The organism is Actinomycetospora sp. C-140 (assembly GCF_054796175.1).
The window spans coordinates 491,201-516,307 of sequence record NZ_JBTWNF010000002.1 but is presented as its reverse complement, the minus strand read 5'-3'; the positions used below and the strand labels follow the sequence as shown (position 1 = coordinate 516,307).

At 74.9% G+C, this 25,107-nt stretch carries 24 protein-coding genes and 1 tRNA gene; 17 read left to right on the top strand and 8 right to left on the bottom strand.

Annotation, left to right across the window (positions count from 1 at the left end):
• Nucleotides 1–229 precede the first annotated feature (229 nt).
• A complete protein-coding gene (locus ACR9E3_RS05465) occupies nucleotides 230–706 on the top strand; it encodes an antitoxin (RefSeq protein WP_460379033.1) in 477 nt (158 codons plus the stop codon).
• Between the two features lie 63 nt (nucleotides 707–769).
• A complete protein-coding gene (locus ACR9E3_RS05460) occupies nucleotides 770–1,582 on the top strand; it encodes a thioesterase family protein (RefSeq protein WP_460379032.1) in 813 nt (270 codons plus the stop codon).
• Nucleotides 1,583–1,585: 3 nt separating this feature from the next.
• On the opposite strand, the gene serS is transcribed toward ACR9E3_RS05460, so the two are convergent.
• Nucleotides 1,586–2,884: a serine--tRNA ligase gene (gene serS / locus ACR9E3_RS05455; RefSeq protein WP_460379031.1), complete on the bottom strand. Its 1,299-nt coding sequence runs from the start codon at nucleotides 2,882–2,884 to the stop codon at nucleotides 1,586–1,588.
• A 71-nt stretch (nucleotides 2,885–2,955) separates the two neighbouring features.
• Nucleotides 2,956–3,041 (bottom strand) — tRNA-Leu (locus tag ACR9E3_RS05450).
• Nucleotides 3,042–3,215: 174 nt separating this feature from the next.
• Between ACR9E3_RS05450 and ACR9E3_RS05445 the strand changes: the two genes are divergently transcribed.
• The 7 genes from ACR9E3_RS05445 (at nucleotide 3,216) to pknB (ending at nucleotide 12,936) form a co-directional block, all read left to right on the top strand.
• Nucleotides 3,216–4,478 carry a DUF3662 and FHA domain-containing protein gene (locus ACR9E3_RS05445; protein ID WP_460379030.1) on the top strand — a complete coding sequence of 421 codons (1,263 nt, stop codon included), beginning with the start codon at nucleotides 3,216–3,218 and terminating at the stop codon, nucleotides 4,476–4,478.
• 19 nt (nucleotides 4,479–4,497) lie between these two features.
• Nucleotides 4,498–4,980 carry an FHA domain-containing protein FhaB/FipA gene (locus tag ACR9E3_RS05440; RefSeq protein WP_285652504.1) on the top strand — a complete coding sequence of 161 codons (483 nt, stop codon included), beginning with the start codon at nucleotides 4,498–4,500 and terminating at the stop codon, nucleotides 4,978–4,980.
• A gap of 118 nt (nucleotides 4,981–5,098) precedes the next feature.
• On the top strand, nucleotides 5,099–6,478 hold the full coding sequence (locus tag ACR9E3_RS05435) for a PP2C family protein-serine/threonine phosphatase (RefSeq protein ID WP_460379029.1): 1,380 nt from the start codon (nucleotides 5,099–5,101) through the stop codon (nucleotides 6,476–6,478).
• Complete coding sequence (locus ACR9E3_RS05430) at nucleotides 6,478–8,100, top strand: FtsW/RodA/SpoVE family cell cycle protein (RefSeq protein WP_460379028.1); 1,623 nt, start codon at nucleotides 6,478–6,480, stop codon at nucleotides 8,098–8,100. The genes ACR9E3_RS05435 and ACR9E3_RS05430 overlap by 1 nt, the downstream gene beginning before the upstream one ends.
• Nucleotides 8,097–9,578, top strand: coding sequence for a peptidoglycan D,D-transpeptidase FtsI family protein (locus ACR9E3_RS05425; RefSeq protein ID WP_460379027.1), 1,482 nt, complete (start codon nucleotides 8,097–8,099; stop codon nucleotides 9,576–9,578). The genes ACR9E3_RS05430 and ACR9E3_RS05425 overlap by 4 nt, the downstream gene beginning before the upstream one ends.
• A complete protein-coding gene (locus tag ACR9E3_RS05420) occupies nucleotides 9,578–10,984 on the top strand; it encodes a protein kinase domain-containing protein (protein WP_460379026.1) in 1,407 nt (468 codons plus the stop codon). The genes ACR9E3_RS05425 and ACR9E3_RS05420 overlap by 1 nt, the downstream gene beginning before the upstream one ends.
• A gap of 2 nt (nucleotides 10,985–10,986) precedes the next feature.
• Complete coding sequence (gene pknB / locus ACR9E3_RS05415; protein WP_460379025.1) at nucleotides 10,987–12,936, top strand: Stk1 family PASTA domain-containing Ser/Thr kinase; 1,950 nt, start codon at nucleotides 10,987–10,989, stop codon at nucleotides 12,934–12,936.
• A gap of 20 nt (nucleotides 12,937–12,956) precedes the next feature.
• Here the strand turns inward: pknB and ACR9E3_RS05410 are convergent, their stop codons facing one another.
• Entirely contained in the window at nucleotides 12,957–13,607 is a 651-nt protein-coding gene (locus tag ACR9E3_RS05410; RefSeq protein WP_285652487.1) for an aminodeoxychorismate/anthranilate synthase component II, read from the bottom strand.
• A gap of 77 nt (nucleotides 13,608–13,684) precedes the next feature.
• On the opposite strand from ACR9E3_RS05410, the gene crgA reads away from it, so the two are divergent.
• Together crgA and ACR9E3_RS05400 are read left to right on the top strand one after the other, a co-directional pair.
• On the top strand, nucleotides 13,685–13,939 hold the full coding sequence (gene crgA, locus ACR9E3_RS05405) for a cell division protein CrgA (RefSeq protein ID WP_460379024.1): 255 nt from the start codon (nucleotides 13,685–13,687) through the stop codon (nucleotides 13,937–13,939).
• 55 nt (nucleotides 13,940–13,994) lie between these two features.
• Complete coding sequence (locus ACR9E3_RS05400) at nucleotides 13,995–14,546, top strand: PH domain-containing protein (RefSeq protein ID WP_460379023.1); 552 nt, start codon at nucleotides 13,995–13,997, stop codon at nucleotides 14,544–14,546.
• On the opposite strand, the gene ACR9E3_RS05395 is transcribed toward ACR9E3_RS05400, so the two are convergent.
• Together ACR9E3_RS05395 and ACR9E3_RS05390 are read right to left on the bottom strand one after the other, a co-directional pair.
• Nucleotides 14,457–15,308 (bottom strand): rhomboid family intramembrane serine protease, encoded by an 852-nt coding sequence (locus ACR9E3_RS05395; protein ID WP_460379022.1) that lies wholly within the window; start codon nucleotides 15,306–15,308, stop codon nucleotides 14,457–14,459. The two genes, ACR9E3_RS05400 and ACR9E3_RS05395, sit on opposite strands and share 90 nt — an antisense overlap.
• 19 nt (nucleotides 15,309–15,327) lie before the next feature.
• Entirely contained in the window at nucleotides 15,328–15,855 is a 528-nt protein-coding gene (locus tag ACR9E3_RS05390; RefSeq protein WP_460379021.1) for a peptidylprolyl isomerase, read from the bottom strand.
• Nucleotides 15,856–15,988: 133 nt separating this feature from the next.
• Between ACR9E3_RS05390 and ACR9E3_RS05385 the strand changes: the two genes are divergently transcribed.
• The gene (locus ACR9E3_RS05385; RefSeq protein WP_460379020.1) at nucleotides 15,989–16,780 is read left to right on the top strand and encodes a hypothetical protein; all 792 of its coding nucleotides are present in this window, start codon (nucleotides 15,989–15,991) and stop codon (nucleotides 16,778–16,780) included.
• Between the two features lie 89 nt (nucleotides 16,781–16,869).
• Here the strand turns inward: ACR9E3_RS05385 and ACR9E3_RS05380 are convergent, their stop codons facing one another.
• Together ACR9E3_RS05380 and ACR9E3_RS05375 are read right to left on the bottom strand one after the other, a co-directional pair.
• Nucleotides 16,870–18,291, bottom strand: coding sequence for an alpha/beta hydrolase (locus tag ACR9E3_RS05380; protein WP_460379019.1), 1,422 nt, complete (start codon nucleotides 18,289–18,291; stop codon nucleotides 16,870–16,872).
• Nucleotides 18,288–18,596, bottom strand: a complete 309-nt coding sequence (locus ACR9E3_RS05375) for a hypothetical protein (RefSeq protein WP_460379018.1) — start codon at nucleotides 18,594–18,596, stop codon at nucleotides 18,288–18,290. The genes ACR9E3_RS05380 and ACR9E3_RS05375 overlap by 4 nt, the downstream gene beginning before the upstream one ends.
• A gap of 183 nt (nucleotides 18,597–18,779) precedes the next feature.
• On the opposite strand from ACR9E3_RS05375, the gene ACR9E3_RS05370 reads away from it, so the two are divergent.
• From ACR9E3_RS05370 to ACR9E3_RS05360, 3 genes are read left to right on the top strand one after another with little or no spacing between them, the layout of a single operon-like run.
• Nucleotides 18,780–19,631 (top strand): SMP-30/gluconolactonase/LRE family protein, encoded by an 852-nt coding sequence (locus tag ACR9E3_RS05370; protein WP_460379017.1) that lies wholly within the window; start codon nucleotides 18,780–18,782, stop codon nucleotides 19,629–19,631.
• Between the two features lie 21 nt (nucleotides 19,632–19,652).
• Nucleotides 19,653–20,207, top strand: coding sequence for a G/U mismatch-specific DNA glycosylase (gene mug, locus ACR9E3_RS05365; RefSeq protein WP_460379016.1), 555 nt, complete (start codon nucleotides 19,653–19,655; stop codon nucleotides 20,205–20,207).
• Nucleotides 20,208–20,236: 29 nt separating this feature from the next.
• The gene (locus ACR9E3_RS05360) at nucleotides 20,237–21,220 is read left to right on the top strand and encodes an NADPH:quinone reductase (protein WP_460379015.1); all 984 of its coding nucleotides are present in this window, start codon (nucleotides 20,237–20,239) and stop codon (nucleotides 21,218–21,220) included.
• Here ACR9E3_RS05360 and ACR9E3_RS05355 read toward each other — a convergent pair.
• Entirely contained in the window at nucleotides 21,217–22,362 is a 1,146-nt protein-coding gene (locus ACR9E3_RS05355; protein WP_460379014.1) for an FAD-dependent oxidoreductase, read from the bottom strand. The genes ACR9E3_RS05360 and ACR9E3_RS05355 overlap by 4 nt on opposite strands.
• Before the next feature lie 70 nt (nucleotides 22,363–22,432).
• Between ACR9E3_RS05355 and ACR9E3_RS05350 the strand changes: the two genes are divergently transcribed.
• Entirely contained in the window at nucleotides 22,433–23,023 is a 591-nt protein-coding gene (locus tag ACR9E3_RS05350; RefSeq protein WP_460379013.1) for a TetR/AcrR family transcriptional regulator, read from the top strand.
• A 37-nt stretch (nucleotides 23,024–23,060) separates the two neighbouring features.
• Entirely contained in the window at nucleotides 23,061–24,779 is a 1,719-nt protein-coding gene (locus ACR9E3_RS05345; RefSeq protein ID WP_460379012.1) for a GMC oxidoreductase, read from the top strand.
• Nucleotides 24,780–25,107 lie beyond the last annotated feature (328 nt).

Here is a 25,107-nt window from a genome sequence, read left to right as displayed (position 1 = left end):
TCCCGCGGAGTGCCGCTCCGCGGGGTGCCGGGGCCCCGTCCGGCCCCGGCGTGGTCGCCGGGACCCGGGCCCGTCCGTGTCCATCGTGCCTGGCCGCCCGGCGCGACCGACGGCCACCCTGCCGCACGGACCACGGTCCGCGACAGCACCTCCCCGATCACGCACGGGTGTGGACCGCCTCCCGACGCGGGTACGGTGCCGATTCGACCCCTGGTCACGTGGAGGACCCATGAGCCGCGACGACTACGCGCAGCAGGGCAAGCAGTTCGTCAACGACCTGCGCGACACCGTCAGCAAGAAGGTGTCGGACAACGAGGACTCGATCCTCGGCTCGATCGGCAAGGCGGCCCGCTGGGTCGACGAGAAGACCGGCGGCAAGTACTCCGAGCAGATCGGCAAGGCCGAGGCGAAGGTCGGCGAGGGCGTCGGCTGGGTCGGCAAGCAGGGCACCGGCGAGCCGCAGGCCCCGGGCGCGGCCGCGGGCGACCCGACCGCCGGCTCCGACGCCACCACCGGCCCCGTCGGCCCGCCGACCGCGACGCCGCCCAGCGACCGGCCGACGACGCCCACGACGCCCACGACGCCGACCCCGCCCACGGCGCCCCCGACACCGCCGACCACACCGCCGACCACGCCGCCGACCACGCCGCCGACGAGCTCGGGCAGCGGCGACTCCGCGGACTGGCCGCGCCCGCCGCAGTCGTGATGCCCCGGCCCGCGGGACACACCGCGGGGCAGAGCCGGACCGCGACGGTCCGCGGCGCCGCCCGTGGCTGAGCTCGAGAAGGCCCTGCGCACCGAGCCCACCGACGACCCCGGCCGCTTCCACGTCCTGCTCGACGAGCAGTGGTCGATCGGCCCGAAGCTCCACGGCGGGTACCTGCTGGCCGTCACCGCCCGCGCGGCGCGGACGGCGATCGCGGCGGAGCGTCCCGACCACACCTGCCCGCAGGCGGTCACCGGGACGTTCCTGCGGGCGCCCGAGCCCGGCCCGGCGACCCTCGAGGTCACCGTGCTGCGCCTGGGCCGCGGGGTGTCCCAGGTGCGCGTGCTGCTCGACCAGGACGGACCGGCGGTCGAGACGGCGTGCGTGCTGGGCCCGCCCGCCGCACCGTCGGCCGACGACCGGCAGCCCGGACCGCCCGAGCTCACGCCCCGCGAGGACTGCCCGCGCAGCCCGTCGGGCTCCGACGAGGACGGACGCGGCTCCCTCCCGATCATGGACGCGGTGGACACCCGCCTCGACCCGCGCACCGCGGGGTTCCTGCGGGGCAGCCCGTCGGGCGAGGGCCGCATCGCCGGGTGGGCCGCCCTCGACGACGGCGGGCCGTGGACCGCGGACGGCCTGCTGGTCGCGCTCGACATCCTGCCGCCGGCGACCTTCGACATGGGCCTGTCCGGCTGGTCGCCCACGATGTCGCTCTCGGCGCACGTCGTCGCCGACCCGGCGCCCGGCCCGCTGCGCGTCGTGCAGTGGGTCGAGCGCGCAGGCGCCGACCGCATGCACGAGACCTGCCGCGTGTGGGACGCCGACGACCGCCTCGTCGGTCACGCCCACCAGCTGGCCGCGATCAGGAGATAGCGCCTACGCCGTCGTGCCGTCGGCGAGGATCCGCCGGAACCCGGTGTAGGGCACGAGGACCTCGGGCAGCGTCACCGACCCGTCCTCCGCCTGGCACTGCTCAAGGATCGCGGCCATCGTGCGCCCGATCGGCAGGCCCGACCCGTTGAGCGTCGCCACCTGCCCCCGCGTACCCCGCGCGTCCTTGCTGCGGATCCCGGAGCGGCGCGCCTGGAAGGTGCCGCAGTCGGAGCACGACGAGATCTCGCGGAAGGTGTCCTGGCTCGGCAGCCAGACCTCGACGTCGTAGGTGAGCTGGGCGTTGAACCCCATGTCCCCGGCGGCGAGCCGCACGACGCGGTAGGCCAGGCCCAGCTCCTGCAGGCAGGCCTCGGCGTGCCCGAGCATCGTCTCGAGCTCGGCCGGTGAGTCCTCGGCCGCGCACACCCGCACGAGCTCCACCTTGGAGAACTGGTGCAGCCGCAGGATGCCCCGCGTGTCGCGGCCGTAGGAGCCGGCCTCCGAGCGGAAGCACGGGGTCCACGACGTGTACGCCCGCGGCAGGCTCTCGGTCTCGAGGATCTCGTCGGCGTGCAACGCCGTGAGCGGCACCTCGGCGGTCGGGATGAGGTAGAGGTCCCGGTCGCCGGTACCGGTCCGGAAGAGATCCTCCTCGAACTTCGGCAGCTGCCCGGTGCCCGTCATGGTCGGTGCGGTCACGAGGTACGGCACGGAGAACTCGGTGTAGCCGTGGCGCCCGGTGTGCAGCGCGAGGAAGAAGGACGCGATCGCCCGCTCGAGCACGGCGCCCGGGCCGCGGGCGATGCTGAAGCGCGCGCCCGAGAGCTTGGCGGCCCGCCCGAGGTCGAGGATGCCCATGGCCTCGCCGATCTCGACGTGGTCGCGGGGGGCGAAGCCGAGGGCCGGGGGCTCGCCCACGCGGCGGACCTCGACGGCGTCGGCGTCGGAGTCGCCGTCGGGCGCGGCGTCGGACGGCAGGTTCGGGATCGTCAGCAGCAGGTCGCGCAACGCGGTCTCCGCGGCGTCGACCTCCTCCTCCGCCGCGCGGATGCGGTCCTTGAGCTCCCGGGCGCGCTCCTTGAGCGTGTCGACCTCGGCCGGCGCGGCGCCGGACTTCGCCGCCTTCCCGACCTCGGCCGCCGCCCGCTTGGACTCCGCGCGCAGCTCGTCGACCGCCCCGATCGCCGCCGACCGCCGCGACGACATCGCCTCCAGGCCCGCGAGGTCGAGCTCGTAGCCGCGGCGGGCGAGGCGGCGCACCGCGGAGTCACCCAGCTCCAGCAGGAGGCGTGCGTCGTGCATCGTGCCCAGTCCTCTCCCGGGTGGATACGAGAAAGGCCCCGGCCGTGGGTCACGACCGGGGCCCTGCTCGCTGGTGGGCGAGGGGGGAGTTGAACCCCCACATCCTTCCGGATACACGGACCTGAACCGTGCGCGTCTGCCATTCCGCCACTCGCCCGGAGTGATCGGTGGGGAACGCTAGCACGGGCAGATCCCGCCACTCCGAAGGAGGTCGGCGCCCGGGATGCGGCGACCGATACCATCGAACCCGCCGGTTCGGTGTGGCGACACTCCGGAGTGGGCAGCAGAGCCGGGACGGCCGCGCGAGGTGTCGGACGAGGAGGGATCGCGGGTGGGGCGCGCACAGCGCTTCGAGCGCAAGCTCGAGGGACTGGTGGGTGACGCCTTCGCACGCGTGTTCGGTGGCAAGGTCGTCCCGCAGGAGATCGCACAGGGTCTTCGCCGTGAGGCGGAGGACGGCGTGCGAGAGTTGGCAGGTGGGCGCCGCCTGGCGCCCAATCAGTACACGGTGGTGCTCAGTCCCGCAGACCACGAACGCTTGGCCGGCGACGAGGAGACCATCACCCACTCGCTGATCGAGGTCGTGGAGGAGCACCTCACAGAGGGCGGGTGGGAAACATACGGTGAGGTCGTAGTCTCTCTGGAGCGTTCCGACGCGCTGCACACGGGACAGTTCCGCACCAGGTCGTCCGTCGACCCCGACGCGTCGCGGCGACGGGCCGCGAGCCCCCGATCCGCAGGAGAACACGCCATGAGTCAGGCACCCGGCCGCTACCCGGACGACCAGCAGGGTCGCGACGGCTACGGCCAGCAGGACCCCTACGGCCAGCAGGGCTACCCGCAGCAGGGCTACCCGCAGCAGGGATACGGACAGCAGCCCGGGTACGACCAGTACGGCCAGCCGCAGGGTGGCTACCCGCAGCAGGGCGGCTACCCGCAGCAGGGCGGCTACGACCCGTACGCCCAGCAGGACCCGTACGGCCAGCAGGGCTACCCGCAGCAGGGCTACCCGCAGCAGGGTTACGGCCAGCCGGGGTACGACCAGTACGGCCAGCCCCAGGGCTACGGGCAGCAGCAGGGCTACGACCCCTACGGCCAGCAGGGCTACCCGCAGCAGGGTTACGGCCAGCCGGGGTACGACCAGTACGGCCAGCCCCAGGGCTACGGGCAGCAGCAGGGCTACGACCCCTACGGCCAGCAGGGCTACGGCGGCCAGTACGGGCAGGGCGGCTACGACCCGTACGCCCAGCAGGGCGGCTACGACCAGTACGGCCAGCAGGGCTACGGCGGCGTGCAGACCCGCCAGCTCACCGCGTCGCTGACGCTGGACGACGGCTCGAACCGCTCCTACCAGCTGGTCAACGGCTCGAACGTCATCGGCCGCGGGCAGGACGCGCAGTTCCGCCTCGCCGACACCGGCGTCTCCCGCCGTCACCTCGAGATCAACTGGGACGGCCAGCAGGCCACCCTGTCCGACCTCGGGTCGACCAACGGCACCACTGTCAACGGCACCCCCGTGCAGACCTGGCAGCTCGCCGACGGCGACACCATCCGGGTCGGCCACTCCGCGCTGCTGTTCCGGGCGCAGGGCTGAGGCCCGAAGGCCCGTAGGCGTGCCCGAACTCGTCCTCCAGATCACGAGGGCCGGCTTCCTGGCCCTCCTGTGGCTGTTCGTCCTCGCCGCGTTGCGGGTCGTCCGCAGCGACCTCTACGCGGCATCGGGTCTGCGGGCCGCGGCGCCCGGTGGACGACGTCCCTCCCGTGGTGGGGGAACGTCCAAGCCGGCCCGCGGCGGCGGACGCTCGGGCCCGCGGGCCCTGATCGTCACCGCCGGTGCCCTCGCGGGCACGCGCATCGCCCTGGACGGCCGCCCGATCATGATCGGGCGGGCGGACGACTCGACGCTGGTGCTCGACGACGACTACGCGTCGACCCGGCACGCCCGGATCTCCCAGTCGGGCGACGACTGGTACGTCGAGGATCTCGGATCGACCAACGGCACGTACCTCGACCGCAACAAGGTCTCCGGGCCCACCCGGGTCCCGGTGGGCACCCCCATCCGGATCGGCAAGACGGTCATCGAGCTCCGCACATGACTCCCGGGACCCCACGTGAGCGGCGACGGACGCCGACAGGAGATCTCCACCTGTCGCGTGCCGCTCCCATCCGGACCCGGGTGACGATCCCCCATCCCCTTCCGTGCAGGATCGACCCGTGACCCTGGTGCTGCGCTATTCCGCTCGCAGCGACCGGGGCCTGGTACGGCAGAACAACCAGGACTCGGTCTATGCGGGCCCGCGTCTGCTCGCCCTCGCCGACGGCATGGGCGGACACGCCGCCGGCGAGGTGGCCTCGAAGCTCGTCATCGCCGCGCTCGTGCCGCTCGACGACGACGAGCCCGGTGACGACCTCCTGGGCGAGCTCGCCGAGGCCACCGCGCAGGGCAACGACGCGATCACCGAGCTCGTGGCCGAGGAGCCCGACCTCGACGGGATGGGCACCACGCTCACCGCGGTGCTCTTCGCCGGCAGCCGGCTCGGCATGGTCCACGTCGGCGACTCCCGGGCCTACCTGTTCCGCGACGGCGTCCTCACCCAGATCACGCGCGACGACACGTTCGTGCAGTCGCTGATCGACGAGGGCCGCATCACCGAGGACGAGGCCGCGAGCCATCCCCAGCGCTCGCTGCTGCTGCGCGCCCTCACCGGCCACGACGTCGAGCCGGCCCTGACCGTGCGCGAGGCCCGCTCCGGCGACCGCTACCTGCTGTGCTCCGACGGCCTGTCCGGCGTCGTCAGCGCCGAGACCCTCGCCGAGGCGCTCACCATCCCCGACCCGCAGGACTGCTCGGACCGCCTCATCGAGCTCGCGCTCAAGGGCGGCGGCCCGGACAACGTCACCTGCATCGTGGCCGACGTCGTCGACGTCGACTTCGGCGAGCACGACCCGATCTACGGCGGCGCCGCGGGCGACGGCCGCGCCGACCCCCCGCCCGGCGACTCCGCGGCCGCGCGCGCCTCCGCCGCGACGCTGACGCGCAGCGAGCCCGAGTCCCGCCCCACGCCCGCGGCCTCGTCCGACGCCGGGCGCCGCCGTCCGCGGCGTGCCCGCCTGCGCCTGGCCCTCGTCGCGCTCGCCGTGGTCGCGATCGCCGGGATCGCCGTGCTCGCGGCCACCATCTACGTCAGCGGCCAGTACTACGTGGCCGGCGACGACGACACCGTGGTGATCTACCAGGGCGTGCCCGGCACGTTCCTCGGCGTCTCGCTGCAGAGCGTCGCCGAGGACTCCGGCGTCCGCGTCGCGGACCTCACCCCGACCGCCCGCCAGCAGCTCGCCGGCGACGGCATCCGGGTCGAGGACCTCCCGCGCGCCCAGGAGACGGTCAACCGGCTGCGCACCCAGCAGATGCTGCCGGTGTGCGTGCCCGCGGCCGCCCCGGGCACCACGCCCGGCGCGACCCCCGGCACCGTGCCCCCGGCCGGGGCACCCGCGGCGACGGCCGCACCGGGCACGCCCGGTGTCGCGGGCCAGGCCCCCGTCGCCACGCCGACCCCTGAGCAGGTCCCGGGCCGGGACTGCCGGGTCCCCTGATGGCGCGCCCGACCGCTCCCGGCGCCCGGTCCGGCACGCCGGGCAGCCCCGGCTACGAGCGTCCGGCCGACCGCACGGCCCTGCGGCCGGCGGTCGCGGCGGCCGTGTCCACACGCCGGGGCGTGGAGCTCGCCCTCCTCGGCTTCGCGGCCGTGATCACCACGGGTGCGCTCGTGCTCGTCGAGGCCAACCAGGAGCAGGAGCTCACCTGGGCGCTGCTCTACCTCGGCGCGGCCTACATGGCCATCCTCGCGCTCGCGCACCTCGCGGTGCGGAAGTTCGCCCCGTACGCCGACCCGCTCGTGCTGCCCCTCGCGGCGCTGCTCAACGGCATCGGGCTGGTGATGATCCACCGGGTCGACCTCGCCAAGATCGCCCGCGCGGCGAGCCTCGGCAACGAGGAGCCCGCCCAGGAGGCGCTGCGCCAGGTCGGCTGGACGGCGATCGGCATCGTCTTCTTCGTCGGGGTCCTCTGGCTCGTCCCCGACCACCGCACGCTCGCCCGCTACGGCTACACCGCCGGGTTCGTCGGGCTGGTGCTGCTGGCGCTGCCCGCGGTGCTGCCGGCCTCGCTCTCCGAGGTGAACGGCGCCCGCATCTGGATCAAGCTCGGGCCCGCGAGCATCCAGCCCGGCGAGTTCGCGAAGATCCTGTTCGTCGTCTTCTTCGCCTCCTTCCTGGTGGTCAAGCGCGACCTGTTCACCAGCGCGGGCAAGCACTTCCTCGGCATGACCTTCCCCCGGCCGCGCGACCTCGGACCGCTGCTGGTGGCCTGGGGCGTCGCGATGGCGGTCCTGGTCTTCGAGTCCGACCTCGGCACGTCGCTGATGTTCTTCGGGATCGTGCTGGTGATGCTCTACGTCGCCACCGAGCGCATCTCGTGGGTGATCATCGGTCTGACCATCTTCGGGGCCGGCGCCTTCGCGGCGTGGACCTTCGTCGACCGCGTCCAGATCCGCGTCTCGGTGTGGCTCGACCCGTTCGCCGACTATAACGGCCGGGGCTTCCAGGTCAGCCAGGGGATCTTCGGGCTCGCGACCGGCGGCATGGGCGGCACCGGGCTCGGCGCGGGGCGCCCGGAGCTCGTCCCGTTCGCGAGCACCGACTTCATCTTCACCTCGCTCGGCGAGGAGCTCGGGCTCGTCGGGATCGCGGCGCTGCTGCTCATCTACTGCGTGCTCGCCACGCGGGCCATGCGCAGCGCGCTGGCGGTGCGCGACACGTTCGGCAAGCTGCTCGCCGCGGGCCTCGGCTTCGCGATCGCGTGGCAGGTGTTCGTCGTCGTCGGCGGCGTCATCAACCTCATCCCGAACACCGGCATCACGGCGCCGTTCGTGTCCTACGGCGGGTCGTCGCTGGTGGCCAACTACGCCCTGGTCGCGATCGTCCTGCGGGTGTCGAACGCCGCCCGGCAGCCCGCCACGGACCGCAGGCCCGGGGCCGCGCCCGGTGGAGGAGGGCCGCAGGCGCCGCTCGCGCCGCTCGCCGAGGCCAGCACCGAGATGGTGTCCCGCGACCAGGTGCGCACCCCGCCGCACGGGCACGGGCACCAGGAAGCCGGCGCCGGCGGACCCGGCGCCCCCGCCGACCGCTCCCCACGAGGAAGGACCCGAGGAGAGTGAACACCCCGCTGCGACGGGTCTCCCTCGCGGTCATGGTGCTGGTCCTGCTGCTGCTGGGTCAGGCCACCTGGATCCAGGTCGTCAAGGCCGACGAGTACCGCGCGGACCCCCGGAACGCCCGTGTCCTGCTGGACGAGTACGCCCGCCAGCGCGGCCAGATCTCGGCCGGCGGCGAGGTGCTCGCGCAGAGCGTGCAGAGCCCCGACCCCGGCGACCGGCTGCGCTACCTGCGCCAGTACACCGACGGGCCGCTCTACGCGCCCGTCACGGGCTACTACTCCCAGATCTACGGCGCGGGCGGGATGGAACGCGCCATGGACCCGGTGCTCAACGGCACCGACGACCGCCTGTTCGTGCGGCGCATCTCCGACGCCGTCACCGGGCGCGACCCGGCCGGCGGCAACGTCGTCCTGAGCATCGACCCCCGCGTGCAGCGGGCGGCGTACGACGCGATGACCTCGCGGGGCTACCAGGGCTCGGTCGTGGCGATCCGCCCGCAGACCGGCGAGATCCTGGCCATGGTCTCGACGCCCTCGTACGACCCGAACCCGCTGGCCAGCCACTCGGGGACGGTCCAGCAGAACACCTGGAACCAGCTCTCGGAGGACGATCCCCCGACGCTGACCAACCGCGCGACCAGCGAGACCTATCCGCCCGGCTCGACCTTCAAGATCGTGAACACCGCCGCGGCGCTCGAGGCGGGCATGATCCAGCCGAACAGCCCGGTCACCGCCGCGCCGCGGATCACGCTGCCCGACAGCACGACGACGCTGGAGAACTACGACGGCAAGCCGTGCGGGCCCGGGGCCACCGTGCCGTTCGCGACCGCGTTCGCGAAGTCCTGCAACGGGCCGTTCGCCCAGCTCGCCGTGCAGGTCGGCGCCGACCGCCTGCGGGCCATGGCCACCTCGCTCGGCTTCGGGAACCCGGGGCTGACCGTGCCGATGCCGGTCGAGGCGTCGGAGACCGGGCCGATGTCCGACGGCGCGTCGGTCGCCCAGTCCGGCATCGGGCAGCGCGACGTGCGGCTCACCCCGCTGCAGAACGCCATGATCACCGCGACGGTCGCGAACGGGGGCGTGCCGATGACCCCGACCACCGTGTCGCAGATCCAGGGTCAGGATCTCTCGACCGTCGAGTCCACCGAGCCCGACCGCCTGCAGCGGGCCTTCTCGCAGTCGACCGCCGACACGCTCACGCAGCTGATGATCGGGTCGGAGAACAACGGGTCGGGCCAGGGCAGGATCCCCGGCGTGCAGATCGCCTCCAAGACCGGCACGGCCGAGTGGGGCGCCTCGCCGAAGACCAACCCGCCGCACACCTGGTACGACGCCTTCGGGCCGGTGCCGAACCCGCAGATCGCCGTGTCGGTCATCGTCGAGCGCGGCGGCAACCGCGGCGAGGAGGCCACCGGTGGGTCGGTGGCCTCGCCGGTCGGCCGCGCCGTCATCGCCGCCGCCCTGGGGAACAACGGCTGATGGCACCGACGACCGGCTCCCTCATCGGCGACCGCTACCGGCTCGGGCGGCGGATCGCCGTCGGCGGGATGGGCGAGGTCTGGGAGGCCGAGGACTCGCGCCTCGGCCGGACCGTCGCCGTGAAGATCCTGAAGGCGGAGCTCACCGGCGACCCCGAGTTCCTGCACCGCTTCCGCACGGAGGCGCGTACGGCCGGCTCGCTGTCGAACGCCGGCATCACGGCGGTCCACGACTACGGCGAGACCACCACCGAGTGGGCCACCGCCAACGGCACCGTCCAGGTGCCCACGGCGTACCTGGTCATGGAGCTGGTCCGCGGTGAGCCGCTCGCCCAGATCCTGGCCGTGCACGGGCGCCTCGGGGTCGACTACACGCTGGACATCCTCGAGCAGTGCGGCCACGCCCTCGAGGCCGCGCACGAGCGCGGGCTGATCCACCGCGACGTCAAGCCGGGCAACATCCTGGTGACGCCGACGAACCAGGTGAAGATCACCGACTTCGGCATCGCCAAGGCCATCGACGCGGCGCCGGTGACGCGCTCGGGCATGGTCATGGGCACGGCCCACTACATCGCCCCCGAGCAGGCAGGCGGCGGCGACGCCGGCCCCGCCTCCGACGTGTACTCGCTGGGCGTGGTGGGCTACGAGTGCCTCGCGGGGCGCCGCCCGTTCCTGTCCGAGAACGCGGTCACGGTCGCGATGATGCACATCCGCGACCCCCTGCCCCCGCTGCCGAACGACGTCCCGCCCGTGGTGCGCCAGCTCATCGAGGCCACGCTCGCCAAGGACCCGCGCCAGCGCTACGCCACCGGCGGGGAGTTCGCCCAGGCCGTGGCGGCCGTGCGCCGCGGCGACCCGCTGCCGCTGCCCGGCCAGGCCATGGCACCGACGGAGCGCGTCAACCCGGCCACCCGCGTCGCGCCCGCGATGCGGGAGACGTCCCCGCCCCGGGGCGCGGAGCGGCCCGACCGCTGGGCCTCGCGCCCGGAGGAGCCGCGCCGTCGGGGGCCGTGGGGCACGGTCGCGGCGCTGGCGGTGGTCGCGCTGCTGCTGCTCGCCGGCGTGCTGTGGGTGATCAACTCCGCCGAGACCTCCGCGCCGCCGCCGGCGCCGACCACCACCGCGTCGTCCACCACGACGACCCCCAGCCCGACCACGACGCGCAGCTCGCGCACGACCTCGAGCACCGCGTCCGGCAACACGGTCTCGGTGAACCAGGTCGAGTACCTCGGACGGTCCGCGCAGACCGCCGCCGCCGGTCTCCGCCAGCTCGGCCTCGACCCCGAGGTGAAGACGGTGCTGGGCGGCACCCCGAACGACGAATCGGCCTGTCGCGTCCTCTCCGTCTCCCCGAGCGGTGAGGTCCCCCGCGGGGAGACCGTCACCGTGACCTGTCAGGAGTTCTGAGGATGACCACCCCACGACTCCTGTCGGACCGCTACGAGCTCGGGCCCGCCCTCGGCTACGGCGGGATGTCGGAGGTGCACGGCGGCCGCGACGTGCGCCTGGGCCGCGACGTGGCCATCAAGGTGCTGCGCGCCGACCTCGCGCGCGACCCGCAGTTCCAGGTGCGGTTCCGGCGCGAGGCGCAGAACGCCGCGGCCCTCAACCACCCGGCGATCGTCGCGGTCTACGACACCGGCGAGACGCCCACCGACGACGTCCCGCTGCCCTACATCGTCATGGAGTACGTGGCGGGGCGGACGCTGCGCGACATCGTCAAGACCGAGGGCCCGATGGAGCCCTTCCGCGTCTGCGAGGTCCTCGCCGACGTCTGCGCGGCGCTCGACTTCTCCCACCGGCACGGGATCATCCACCGCGACGTCAAGCCCGCGAACGTCATGATCACCCCAGCCGGCGCGGTCAAGGTGATGGACTTCGGCATCGCCCGCGCGCTCTCCGACGCCCAGCCGGCGGTCACCCAGACCGCCGCGGTGATCGGGACCGCGCAGTACCTCTCGCCCGAGCAGGCCCGCGGCGAGTCGGTCGACGCCCGCTCGGACGTCTACTCGACCGGGTGCGTGCTCTTCGAGCTGCTCACCGGCCGCCCGCCCTTCACCGGCGACTCGCCGGTGGCGATCGCCTACCAGCACGTGCGGGAGGATCCGCCGGCTCCGTCGGAGATCAACCCGCGGGTGTCGCCGGACCTCGACGCGATCACGCTCAAGGCGCTGGCCAAGAACCCGTCGAACCGGTACCAGAGCGCCGACGAGATGCGCGAGGACCTCTACCGGGTCCTGTCCGGCGAGCAGCCCGGCGCGCCGATGGTGATGACCGCCGACGAGCGCACCGAGTACATGACCGGGAGCCATCCGGCTGCGTACCCGGCCGCGGCCACCGACGGCTTCGCCGAGGTGGACGAGTTCACGGCGTGGCAGGCCGAGCAGAACGAGGCCCGCCGCAAGCGCTCGCGCCGCCGCACGATCGCGGTCGTCGCGGTGCTCGCGCTGCTCGCCGCGCTCGCCGGCGTGTACTTCCTGTTCTCGCCGTCGGCGAACACCGTGGCCGTGCCGACCGTCGTCGGCCAGCCGCAGGCCGCGGCGCTCCAGTCGATGTCGACCGCCGGGCTGCGCCCGACCGTCGTGCCCGTCGCGTCCACCCCGCAGCAGGTCGGGCAGGTCGTCACCACCAACCCGTCGGAGGGCCTCGAGGTCCCGCCGGGCAGCGTCGTCGAGCTGCGGGTCGGTCGCGGACCCGACCCCGTGCAGGTGCCCGACCTGTCCGGGCAGACCGCGAACGAGGCGCAGGCGACCGTGCAGCGCCTCGGGCTGACCCTCGCCCCGGTGCCCCAGCAGCGCGAGGTCGACGACGCCAACCAGGTCGGCCGCGTGCTGTCCCAGGACCCCGCGGCCGGGGGCTTCATCGCGCCGGGCACGCCGGTGCTGCTGACCATCGGGCGCCAGCGCGAGACGCTGCGCCTGCCCGACGTCGTCGGCCAGGACCGCCAGACCGCCACCACGACCCTCGAGGGCGTCGGGCTGCGCGTCACGGTGTCCGAGGTCGACGGCGGCCAGTCGGCCGGCACCGTCGTCGACACCTCGCCCGGTGCGGGCTCCACCGTCCCGCGCAACTCGTCGGTGACCCTGCAGGTCTCGCGCGGCAACCAACTCTCGGTGCCCTCGGTGGTCGGCCAGACGCCGTCGCAGGCCGCCCAGCAGCTCTCGCAGGCCGGGTTCACCGGATCGATCGCGCAGACCTCGCAGCAGGTCACCGACGCGTCCCAGGTCGGGAAGATCCTCTCGCAGAACCCGAGCGCCGGCAGCCAGGCCGGGCGCAACGACACCATCCAGGTCGTCGTCGGGGCCTTCGGCGGCGGAGGCGGCGGCGACGACGGTGGCGGGCTCTTCGGCGGCGGGTAGGCCCGGTCTCAGGCCCGGTCTCAGGCCGGGGGTGCGGCCGCGAGCGCCAGGGCGCGCAGACCCTCGGTGAGGTCGCGGACGACCGCGTCGTCGACCGGGTGGCCGCAGGCGCCCATCCAGGTCGCGAGCAGGCGGTGGCCGTCCTCGGTGAGCACCGACTCGGGGTGGAACTGCACGCCCTCGAGCGGGAGCTCGCGGTGGCGCATCGCCATGAGCACGCCGTCGTCGGTCCAGCCGGTGGGCTCGAGGACGTCGGGCAGCGTGTCGGGCCGCACCGTCAGCGAGTGGTAACGGGTGGCCGTGAACGGGGTGCGCAGGCCGGCGAGCACCCCGACGCCCTCGTGGTGCACGAGCGAGGTCTTGCCGTGACGCAGCTCCGGCGCCCGCTCCACCACCCCGCCGTGGGCCGCCCCGAGGGCCTGGTGGCCCAGGCACACCCCGAGCATCGGCCGCGCGGCGGCGGCGCAGCGGCGGATCACCTCGAGGCTCGACCCGGCGTCGTCCGGCGTCCCCGGGCCGGGGCTGACCAGCACGCCGTCGACCTCGTCGACGAGGTCGACCACGCCCTCGGCGTCGTTCCGGAGCACGACCGGCTCCGCGCCCAGCTGCGCGAGGTACTGGACGAGGTTGTAGACGAAGCTGTCGTAGTTGTCGACGACCAGGACGCGCATCCCCCGAGCGTACGGCCGGTTGATCGAACCGGTCGACTACGCTGGCGCGGGAGTCGTCCCGCCCGATCGGAGCCGTCGTGCCCAAGTCCAAGGTCCGCCGCAAGCCGGCCTACACGCCGCCGCCGAAGGCCGGTCCCGCCGCCGCGGGGCCGTCCCACCCGGCCTACGTCGGGATCATGCTCGGCGTCGGCCTGCTCGGGCTCGCCTGGCTGGTGGTCAACTACCTCGCCTCCGAGTCGATCCCGTTCATGCAGGACCTCGGCCCGTGGAACTTCCTCATCGGGTTCGGGCTCATCGTGGTGTCCCTGCTAATGACCATGAAGTGGCGCTGAACCACACGCATGTCATTCGTCCACCGCTGTGGACGGACCCTGTGGACGGACGGCGATGACTGACGACGCCGGGGCGGTCACCTGGGCCGCACCCTGGCCCGCGGTGCTGCTCGGCCTGGCCGGCACGGTCGGGTTCGGGGCGTGGGCGCTCGCGGTCGGTGACCCGCCCGGGCGCCTGCTGGTGGGCATCGCCGCGGTCGCGGTCGGCGTCGTGACCGCGGTGGGAGCGTTCGCCCGCCCTCGGCTGCGCGTCGACGACGGGGGGCTCGTGCTGCGGGGGCTGACCGGCACCCGACGCTGGCCGTGGGAGCGCGTCGACGCGGTGCGGGTCGTGCGGATGCGCCGGCTCGGGGTGCCGGCGGCCTATCTCGAGGTCGAGACGCGCGACGGGGACGCACCCGATGACGGGCGTTTGCTGGTGCTCGGGCGCCTCGAGCTCGGCACCGACCCCGTCGAGGTCGCCGAGGCGCTCCAGGAGCACCGGGCCCGCGCGGGCCGGGCCGCGCGGACCCCGGCGTCAGGACAGCGCGAGGACCCGGACCGCGACGAGCACGACCAGGACGACGGCGATCCCGCCGACGGCGAGGAGTCCGGCGGCCGGCCGTGACCGGGCCGGCCCGTGCACCAGCGCGACGGCCACCAGGGCGCCGGTCACCAGCCCGCCGAGGTGCCCGAGCAGCGAGAGGCCGGGGATCGTGAAGCTCAGGACGACGTTGATGCCGATCGTCAGCAGCGCCGGGCCCTGGTCGAGCTGCAGGCGCCGCAGCACCACGAGCAGGGCGCCCATCAGCCCGAACACCGCGCCGGAGGCGCCGGCGACGGGCCGCAGGGGATCGCCGAACAGCACGACCGCGGCCGAGCTGCCGAGCAGCGACACCGCGTAGAGCAGCGAGAACCGCAGCCGGCCGAGGACCAGCTCGAGGTCCCGGCCCAGCACCCACAGCGCGAACATGTTGACCGCGACGTGCAGCGGGCCGATGTGCAGGAAGCCGGCGGTGACGAGGCGCCACCACTGCCCGTCCGCCACGTCGGCGGGCACGAGCCATCCGGCCTGCGCCCACGGTGAGGCGATGTTGTCCCACACGCTGCCCGCGGACAGGGCGGTGAGCGCGAAGACGGCGAGGTTGACGACGACCAGCGTGATCGTGACGACCGGCCGGTCGCCGGGGCGCGCGGCCGCCCGCGGGCGCCGGACCTCGCCGGCAGCCCGGTTCTGCGCGGCGACGCAGTCGACGCAGTGCGCGCCGACCGGCGCCGGGCGCAGGCAGTCGGGACACGCGGGCCGCCCGCACCGGGTGCAGGCGAGAGCGGTGGGGCGCTCGGGGTGCCGGACGCAGGACGCCGCGGCCTCGGGCCCGGCGGCGGTCACGTCGCCCCCCTGGTCGGCGTCAGGAGCCGACCGACACCGACGTGATGACGATGTCCTGGACGGGACGGTCGCCCGGACCGGTGGCGGTCGCGGCGATCGCGTCGACGACGTCGCGGGAAGCCTGGTCAGCCACCTCACCGAAGATCGTGTGCTTGCGGTTGAGCCAGGTCGTGGGCGCGACCGTGATGAAGAACTGCGAGCCGTTGGTGCCCGGCCCGGCGTTCGCCATCGCGAGCAGGTAGGGCCGGTCGAAGCGCAGGTCCGGGTGGAACTCGTCGGCGAACTTGTAGCCGGGGCCGCCGCGGCCGGTGCCCGTCGGGTCACCGGTCTGCAGCATGAAGCCCGCGATCACACGGTGGAAGATGGTGCCGTCGTAGAAGGGTCCACTGCTGCCGCCCTTGGCGTTCGGCTCGCTGTAGGACTGCTCGCCGGTCGCCAGTCCCGTGAAGTTCGCGACGGTCGTGGGCGCCTCGTTCGCGAACAGGACGAGGTTGATGTCCCCGTTCGAGGTGTGCAGCGTGGCGGTCGGGGTGTCGGCGGTGGTCACCCGGCCATCGTGCCACTAGGACCGTGGCGACCTTCGAATGGAGTAGCGGGTGTGACGCCCCGGCGGGTCGGGCACCTGCACCGCAGGGGCCGGGGGCATCATGGCCGCCCCACCGACGAGTGAGGTGAAGTCGTTGAGCAGCAAGACCGTGATCGGGGCCAGGCAGGACCTGGACGATCTGCGCAAGGAGGGCCGTCGCGCCCGGAAGAAGGCGGAGAAGCGCGCGGAGAAGGCCGCCGCGCAGGCCCGCAAGGACCGGGAGAAGGCCCGCAAGGAAGGCGCCAAGAAGCGCGCCGAGGTGCGCAAGGACGTGCGCGCGGCCGCCGATGACGCCCGCAAGCGCGTCCTGGACGCCCGCGCCGAGGCGCGCCAGCGCGCCGAGGAGGCGCAGGCGGAGGCCCGCGCGCGTGCCCAGGAGGCGCGCGCGGAGACCCGCAAGCGCGCCAACAAGGCCGCCAAGGAGGCCCGCAAGCAGGCCAAGGCCTACGCCAAGGACGCCCGCAAGCGCCTCGAGAAGTCGGCCGTGCCGACCTCGAGCAAGGAGTTCCAGGAGCTCGGTGAGACCGTGCGCGGCTCGCTCGAGGAGGGCCTGACCTCGGTGCGCAAGGACCTCGCGGCCCGCATCGAGCCCGAGGAGCCGAAGAAGCGCCGCCGTTGGGGCCTGTGGCTCGTCGTCGCCGCCATCGTCGGTGTCGGCGCCGCCGTCGTGGCCACGCGCCGCGAGCCGGAGCTGCCGCCCCCGCCGCCGCCGGCCCCGCGCCCGAAGCCGGCCACCACGTCCGGCGCCACGTCGACCCCGCCCGTCTCGCCGTCGGCCGCGTCCGGTCAGGAGATCCCGACCCACACCGCGACCGACGCGGTCTCCGGGTCCAGCCCGAACGGCGCGGTCTCGTCCGAGAAGCCGGCCACGGGCGGCAAGGACTAGTCCCGCCCGGCGCACCCCTCGTCGGCACGACCCGTTCCCGGTCCCGCGCGGACCGGGGACGGGTCGTTCGCGCGTCCGGGACCGGTTCCTCACCCACCCACCAGGCGCCGCAGGCGGTCCCCCGCGTCGACGCCCCGGTCCAGCACCGTGTCCTGCGGTCGGCCCCCGACGACCGCGGCGACGTTCGCGGCGCTCGTCGTCCCCGGCGTGAGGTAGGCGTGGTGGCCCCGGGACTCCGCGAGCACCCGCCCGTCGGGCAGGGCCACCTCGCGGGCCGACAGCCCGGTGACCCCCGGCATGCGGTTGGGGTCCGGCCCGAACCAGCCGGTGTCGGCGGTCGGGTCCCCGCCCGCCTCGACGACCCACGCGTGGCCCGGCGGCCGCCCCGGTGACGGCCCGACGCCCGGGCTGCCGAGGTAGACGACGTCGTCGACACCGCCCGCGCCGCCCGGCGCGAGGGCGGCCGCGGTGACCACCGATCCGTACGAGTGCCCGATCGCCGTGACGTGCGCGTCGGGCTCGGCCCCGGGCCGCGCGGCGTCCAGGCCGTCGAGGAACGACGCCAGCCGGTGCCCGCCCTCGACGGCGGGCGCCCGGCCCAGCACCGACCGGTCGGGGTCGGCGACCTCGTCGGCCTGCGGCGCGTCGTAGCCGTACCAGGCCACCGCCGCCGTGGCCGGGCCCGCGGCGTCCGCGAGGGCGTCGAGCTCGTCGAGGCGGGCCGGGAGCTCGTCGACCCCCGTGGTGAAGCCCGGCGTGAACACCGCGACGTCGCGGGCGGTGTCGACGTCGCCCCGCGCCACGGCCGCCCGGACACCCTGGCCCGGGCGGCCGTCCGGATCGATCTCGAGGTCCAGCAGCGCCCGCCCCGGACGGTCGAGCGCCGCGGCCACCGCCCCGAGCCGCGCGAGCCGCTCGCGCACCTCGTGGAGCTGCCAGCCGACCTCCGCGAGCGCCACCGGGTTCCGCGTCCGGGCCAGTCGCTCGCGGGCGGCGGTCTCCTCCCCGCGCGCCTGCTCCTGCGCCGCGGCGAGCACGATCCGGTTGGCACGGTCGCGGACCGGTGCCGGGAGCCCGTCGAGGCCGCCGACGAGGGTGGGGCGCTCCCGCTCGAGCACGGCCCGCGTCGCGGGGTCGAGGCCCGCCCACCACCGGGCGACGGCGGCGGGGTCCGGCCCGGCGCCGCCGTTCAGCACGGTCGGGGGCGGGGTCGGCGGGGTCCGTGTCCCGTGGCCCGCGCCGTCGAGCGCCGTCGCGAGCACCGCGTCCACGGCGGCGGGCGCGACGCCGGCGCCGAGGGCGAGCGCCGCCGACCCGAGGGCGGCGAGCACGCCGTCGACGTCGGCGACCAGCGCCCGGTGCCGGTCGGCCAGCGCGGCGCGGGTCGAGGTCGCCGCCGCGGCGGCCGGGCCGGTCCATCCGGGAACCGGCCCGTCGAGCACCGCGGCAGCGTCGGCGAGGGCCCGCCGGGCGGCGAGGAGCCGGGTCGCCGCGGTGGCCACATCCGTCACCGCGCCGACCCCAGCGCCCTCAGGTCGCCCGCCGCGTCCTCGTCCCCGGTGCGGTAGGCCGCGCCCGCGGCGCCCAGGGCCTCGCCGTGGGCCACGAGGTCGGCACACCACAGCGCGACCGCCGCCTCCCACCGGTCGGCGAGCCCGGCCGCCGCCGGCCCGGCGCGGCCCGCCGGCAGCACCGCCACCTCCCGCACCGCCGCGGCCGGGGCGGTGACCGGTACGGCGAGCGCCGCCGCGGAGCACGCCGCGCCCGCCTCCTGCAGCTCGTCGGGCCGCACGACCGGCCCGTCCTGTTCGTCCACACCGGTTCCGACGCGGCACCCGGCGTCGCGGATCCCGGGGTCCCGGCGGGGTGGGGACGCATCCGGTCGATGGGGACGGCGATCGGCCGTGCGGTATGACGCCGGTCACATCGACGGTGGATCGCGTCGATCGGCGCGAGGGCGTTCGTGGCGGGATCGACCCCGACCGACGAGGAGCACCCGATGATCGAGTACCTGCCCGCACCCCGCACCCTGATCGACGGCCTGGCCATGGTCGAGTCCGGGCGCTGGCACGGCGGCCGCCTGTGGTTCGCGCACTGGGGCGTCGGCGAGGTCGTCGCGGTCGATCCCACCGGCCGCGCCGAGGTGACGGCGACGGGGCCGGCCCGGATGGGCTGGTCGATCGCGTGGCTGCCCGACGGCCGCCTCGTCACCACCGGCGACGCCGTCGTCCGGCACGAGCCCGACGGCACCACCACGACGCTGCGGGCGCGGGGCGCCAACGAGATCGCGGTCGACCCGGTGGGGCACGTCTACGTCGACGGCTTCGACGGCTCGTTCGGTGACGGCGGCTGGCCCGATCCCGGCTGGATCGACCTCCTCGCGCCGGACGGCACCGCCCGCCGGGTCGCCGAGGACATCCACTTCCCCAACGGCATTGTGATCACGCCGGACGGCGCCACGCTCGTCGTCGCGGAGTCGACGGCCGGGCGCCTCACGGCGTTCGACATCGCCGACGACGGCGGCCTCACCGGCCGCCGCGTGTGGGCGGACGGCCTCGGTCCCGACGGCATCGCCATCGACGCCGAGGGCGGGATCTGGACGCAGACCGGGGACACGCGGACCTTCACCGGCGATCCCACCTCGCCCGCGGGCGCGTGCGTCCGGGTGCTCGACGGCGGCGAGATCACCCACCGCGTGGAGACCGACCTGCCGTGCTTCTCCTGCGCCCTCGGCGGGCCCGATGGCCGATCGCTGTTCCTGCTGTGCAACGAGTGGGCGGGCATCGACGAAGCCGTCGCGGTGCAGGCCCGGCGATCGGCGCGCGTGCTCGTGACCGAGGTGCCGCGGTGATGCTGCGGTGATACTGCGGGGGTGCCGACCCCGTCCCCGCGCGAGCTCGAGGCCGCCCGGGACCGCCTGCTCCCCGACGTCCTGCCCGGGCCGGACGATCCGCCCCTGCGGGTGCTGTTCTGCGGGATCAACCCCGGGCTGGTGTCGGCGGCGACCGGGCACCACTTCGCGCGCCCCGGCAACCGGTTCTGGCCCGCGCTGCACGCCTCGGGGTTCACGCCACACCTGCTCGCGCCTGCGGAGCAGGGCGAGCTGCGCCCGCTGGGGCTGGGGCTGACCAACGTGGCCCCGCGGGCCACCGCCCGCGCCGACGAGCTCGACGACGCCGAGCTGGTGGCCGGCGGCGAGCGGTTGCGCACCCTGGTCGCCGCCGTCCGCCCGGCGTGGCTCGCGGTGGTCGGGATCGGCGCCTACCGGGTCGCGTTCGGCGAGCGCCGCGCCGCCGCGGGCCGGCAGGCCCGCACGCTCGGGCCGACCGGCCTGTGGGTGCTCCCGAACCCCAGCGGCCTCAACGCCCACCAGACACCGGCGACGCTCGCGGCGGCGTTCCGGGAGCTGCGCGCGGCGTCCGGATAAGGGCCGCGGTTCCGGGGCACCTGGCCGTCATGAAGGCTGCGCTCTACCGCCGCACCGGCCCGGCCGCCGAGGTGCTCTCCGTCGCCGACATCGACGTCCCGGATCCCGGGCCGGGCGAGGTCCGCGTCCGCATCACCGGCTCGGGGGTGAACCCGACCGACTGGAAGACCCGCGCCGGGCTGACCGGCCGCGACCCGGAGGACTTCCAGGTCCCGCACCAGGACGGGGTCGGCGTCGTCGACGCGGTCGGCGGGGGCGTGGACGCCGTGGCCCCGGGTCAGCGCGTGTGGCTGCAGCTCGCGGCGTTCGGCAACCGGTACGGCACGGCCGCGGAGTACTCCGTGCTGCCCGCCGAGCGCGTCGCACCGCTCCCGCAGGACGCGCCGGACGACCTGGGTGCCTGCCTCGGCGTGCCGGCGGTGACCGCGGCGCACTGCCTGCTGGTGCGGGGTGCCGGCCGCGAGGCACTGCGCGGGGCGACGGTGCTGGTCGCCGGCGGCGCGGGGGCGGTCGGGCACTACGCGATCGAGCTGGCCCGGCACGCCGGCGCCCGGGTCGTGACCACCGTGAGCTCCGAGGAGAAGGCCGAGCTGGCCCGGGCGGCGGGGGCCGACCTCGTCGTCAACTACCGCGAGGACGGGGCGATCGACCGCGTCCGGGAGTTCGCGGGCCAGGTCGACCGCGTCGTCGAGGTCGCCCTGGGCGCGAACCTCGAGCTGGACCTCGCCGTCGCCGGGGCGGGCACCGTCATCGCTGTCTACGCCAACGAGCCGGACGACCCGGTGATCCCGACCCGCCGCTTCATGGTCGCGAACGCGACCATCAGCTACGTGCTGCTCTACGGCGTCCCGTCGTCCGAGCTGGCGGTCGCCACGGCATGGGTGAGCGAGGCCGCGGGCAGCGGCGCCCTCTCCCCGCTGCCGGTCACCCGGTACGGGCTCGACGACGTCGTCGCCGCGCACGAGGCCGTCGAGGACGGGGCGGTGGGGAAGGTCGTCGTCGTCCCTGGCTAGCTGTACTGCTCCCGCGCGGCGAGGAACGCGTCGCGCGGATCGTCGGCCTCGTCGCCCCGCCCGACCGTGGCGAGTCCGACCGCGGCGCCGTGCGCGGCGGCGGCGCCCCGCGGCCACATGCCGGCCTCATAGCGGGCCGTGGCCGTGGCGGGGTCGTCCACGACGGCTGCCGCGAGGTCGGCGGCGTCGAGCATGGCGAGGTTGGCGCCCTGCCCGCCGAACGGCGACATGAGGTGGGCGGCGTCACCGAGCAGCGTCACGCCGGGGTGCGTCGGCCACCGCAGCCCGACCGGCAGGGCGTACAGGCGGCGGGCGACGACCGTGTCGTCGGCGAGCGCCACGACGTCGCGCAGGGCCGGCGCCCAGCCGTCGAACCAGGCGAGCAGCGCGGCGCGCGCCGCCGGCGGGTCGTCGGCCGGGAAGCCGTCGGCCCAGGCCTCGTCGACGCGCAGGGAGACGTAGACGCCGAGGTTGCCGGCCGAGAGCCGCTGGGTGGCGAGGCCGCGGTCGCCGTCGAAGCACATGGTGCTGCCGCGGCCGGCCAGCGCCGCGACGGCCGGGCGGGTGCGGTCGACGTCGGTGTGGAACAGCTCGACGAACGTGACGCCGGTGTAGGACGGGCGGGCGTCGCAGAGCAGCGGACGGACGCGGGACCAGGCCCCGTCGGCGCCGACGACGAGGTCGGCGACGAGGACGTCCGGGCCGTCGGGGCCCTGCAGCCGCAGCTCGTGGGTGCCGTCCGGGCGGGGCCTGACGGTCTCGAGCCGCGTGCCCCAGCGGACGGTCCCGGGGACGAGGGCGTCGAGCAGCAGGCCGCGAAGCTGGCCCCGGTCGATCTCGGGGGTCGCGAAGCCCTCGGCCGGCTCCTCGGCCAGCACGGTGCCGTCGGGGGCGAGGCGCCGCCCGGCCTGGTCCTCGGGTCGGGCCAGGGCCGCCCAGGTGTCGTAGAGGCCGGCGGCGTGCAGCGCGTCCTGCCCGGAGCCGGCGTGGAGATCCAGGGAACGACCCTGGTCGCGGGCGCCGGCGGAGTCCTCCTGCTCGAGGACGGTGACGGTGTCGATCCCGTGCCGCTGCAGCACCCGGGCGAGCGTGAGCCCGCCGGGGCCGCCGCCGACGACGGCGATCCGGGGTGGGGTGAGCATGCCGCGAAGCGTAGGCGTACTCACTACAAAACTGCAATCACTCAATTTTCGGAGGCGTTACGGTGTCGCCGTGGAACAGACGGTGGGCCGCCGCGAGCGCAAGAAGGCCGCGACGCGCCAGGCGCTCGCCGACGCGGCGCTGGAGCTCTTCCTCGCCCGCGGCTACGCCGACGTGACCGTCGCCGAGATCGCCGACGCCGCGGACGTCTCGGTGACGACGCTGTTCAACCACTTCCCGGGCGGCAAGCCGGCGCTCGTCTTCGACGAGGCCGAGGCGCGTCAGGACGCGCTGGTCGCCGCGGTGCGCCACCGGCCGGCGGGCATCGGGCTGGTCGCGGCGCTGCACGCGCACCTGCGGGGCTCGCGCACGCTCTCGCCGCCCGCGGCGCCGGCGGACCGCGAGCGGATGGAGCGCTTCCTCGCCCTGGTGCGCGAGAACCGGCCGCTGGCCGAGGCGCACCGGGCCATGTGGGCGTCGCAGGAGGCCGCGCTGGCCGCCGCGATCGCCGAGGAGCCGGGCACCGACCCGGAGGCGGCCGCGGCGCTCGCGCGTCTCGTGCTCGACGGCTACGTCCACGCCGAGGGGCGCCCGGACCCGGCCGCGTCGTTCGACGTCGTCATGCGCCTGCTGACCCGGGGCTGGGACACGATGTACCTGTGACCTGTTGTTACAGCTACCGGCGGGTTAACCTCTCCGCGTGTCGACGCACTACGACGTCCTCGTCGTCGGATCGGGATTCGGGGGCAGCGTCACGGCGCTGCGGCTCGCGGAGAAGGGCTACCGGGTCGGCGTCCTGGAGGCGGGGCGCCGGTTCACGCCGGCGACCCTGCCGGCGACGTCCTGGGACGTCCGGAACTTCCTGTGGGCACCGAAGCTGGGCTGCTACGGGATCCAGCGCATCCACGTGCTGCGCGACGTCGTGGTGCTCGCCGGCGCGGGCGTCGGCGGCGGGTCGCTGAACTACGCGAACACGCTCTACCGGCCGAAGAGCGACGCGTTCTACCGCGACCCGCAGTGGGCGTCGATGACCGACTGGCGCGACGAGCTCGACCCGTTCTACGACCAGGCGACCCGGATGCTCGGGGTGGTCACCCAGCCGTCGGTGACGCCCTCGGACGTCGTCATGCGCGACGTCGCCCGGGAGTGGGGGCGGGAGGACACCGTCGCGCCGACCCAGGTGGGCGTGTACTTCGGCGCCGGGCCGGGCGTGACGTCGCCGGACCCGTTCTTCGGCGGCGCCGGACCGGAACGCACCGGGTGCCTCCAGTGCGGCGAGTGCATGACCGGCTGCCGTCACGGCGCCAAGAACACCCTCGAGACGAACTACCTCGCGCTCGCCGAGCGCGCCGGGGCCGTGGTGCACCCGGAGACGTCGGTGCGCGCGATCCGGCCGTCGTCGTCCGGCTACGTCGTGGAGACGCGGGCCCTGCGCGGGCGGGGACGCGCGACGTTCACCGCCGAGCAGGTCGTGGTCGCCGCGGGCACGTGGGGCACCCAGACGCTGCTGCACCGGCTGCGCGACACCGGCGTGCTGCCCCGCATCTCCCGGCGGCTCGGCGAGCTCACGCGCACCAACTCCGAAGCGCTGGTCGGCGCCATGGCCCGGCGGGCGCCCGAGCGCGGCGGGCCCCGCGACTTCACCCGCGGGGTCGCGATCACGTCGTCGTGGCACCCGGACGAGGACACGCACATCGAGCCCTGCCGGTACGGCTACGGGTCGAACGCGATGGGCCTGCTGACGACCCTGATGACCGACGGCGACGGGCGGGTGCCGCGCCTGCTCAAGCTCCTCGGCGCGATCGCCCGCCACCCGCGCACGTTCGCGCGCTCGCTGGACAAGCGGCACTGGTCGGAGCGCACGGTGATCGCGCTGGTCATGCAGTCGCTCGACAACTCGATCACCGTGCGGCGGCGCTTCGGGCGCCTCGTCTCCCGCCAGGGCCACGGCACCCCCAACCCGACGTGGATCCCGGCGGCGAACCGGACCACGCGCCGCATGGCCGAGATGATCGACGGTGACCCCGGCGGCACCTGGGGCGAAGCGGTGAACATGCCGATGACCGCGCACTTCATCGGCGGCTGTGCCATCGGCGCCTCCCCGGAGACGGGGGTGATCGACGGCTACCAGCGCCTCTACGGGCACCCCGGCCTGCACGTGGTCGACGGCTCGGCGCTCTCGGCGAACCTCGGCGTGAACCCGTCCCTGACCATCACCGCGCAGGCGGAGCGGGCGATGGCGTTCTGGCCGAACAAGGGCGAGGAGGACCCGCGCCCGCCGCTCGGGTCCGCGTACCGCCGCGTCGCCCCCGTGGCCCCGCACGCCCCCGTGGTCCCCGCCGACGCCCCGGGCGCCCTGCGCGTGGTCGGGCTCGGCACCCCGCCCGTCCCACCCCGCACCCCGGTCGCCGGCGGCTGAGCGGGTGTACGAGCAATGCGGCTTTCCTGGCGTGTGACGCCAGGATCGCCACACCCTCGCTCGCGTGACACGCCGAGACCCGCGCCGGGGATGAGGCACCCGGTGTCTCAGCCTGGCGTCCACGCTGACGCTCAACGTCAGGAAAGCACCCACGATCACCCTGAACGCCTGGGGCGGCTCCGCCGGCAGCCCACGATCGCCGTCTCGGTGACGAGGGCACTCAGAGGTGAGAGCGATCGTCACCCGGATCGCGATCGTGCGGCGGGCACGGCCCTCCCCGCTGCCCGAGCCGGGCCCGTCGGATCGAGCGGGTGGAAATCCTGACGTC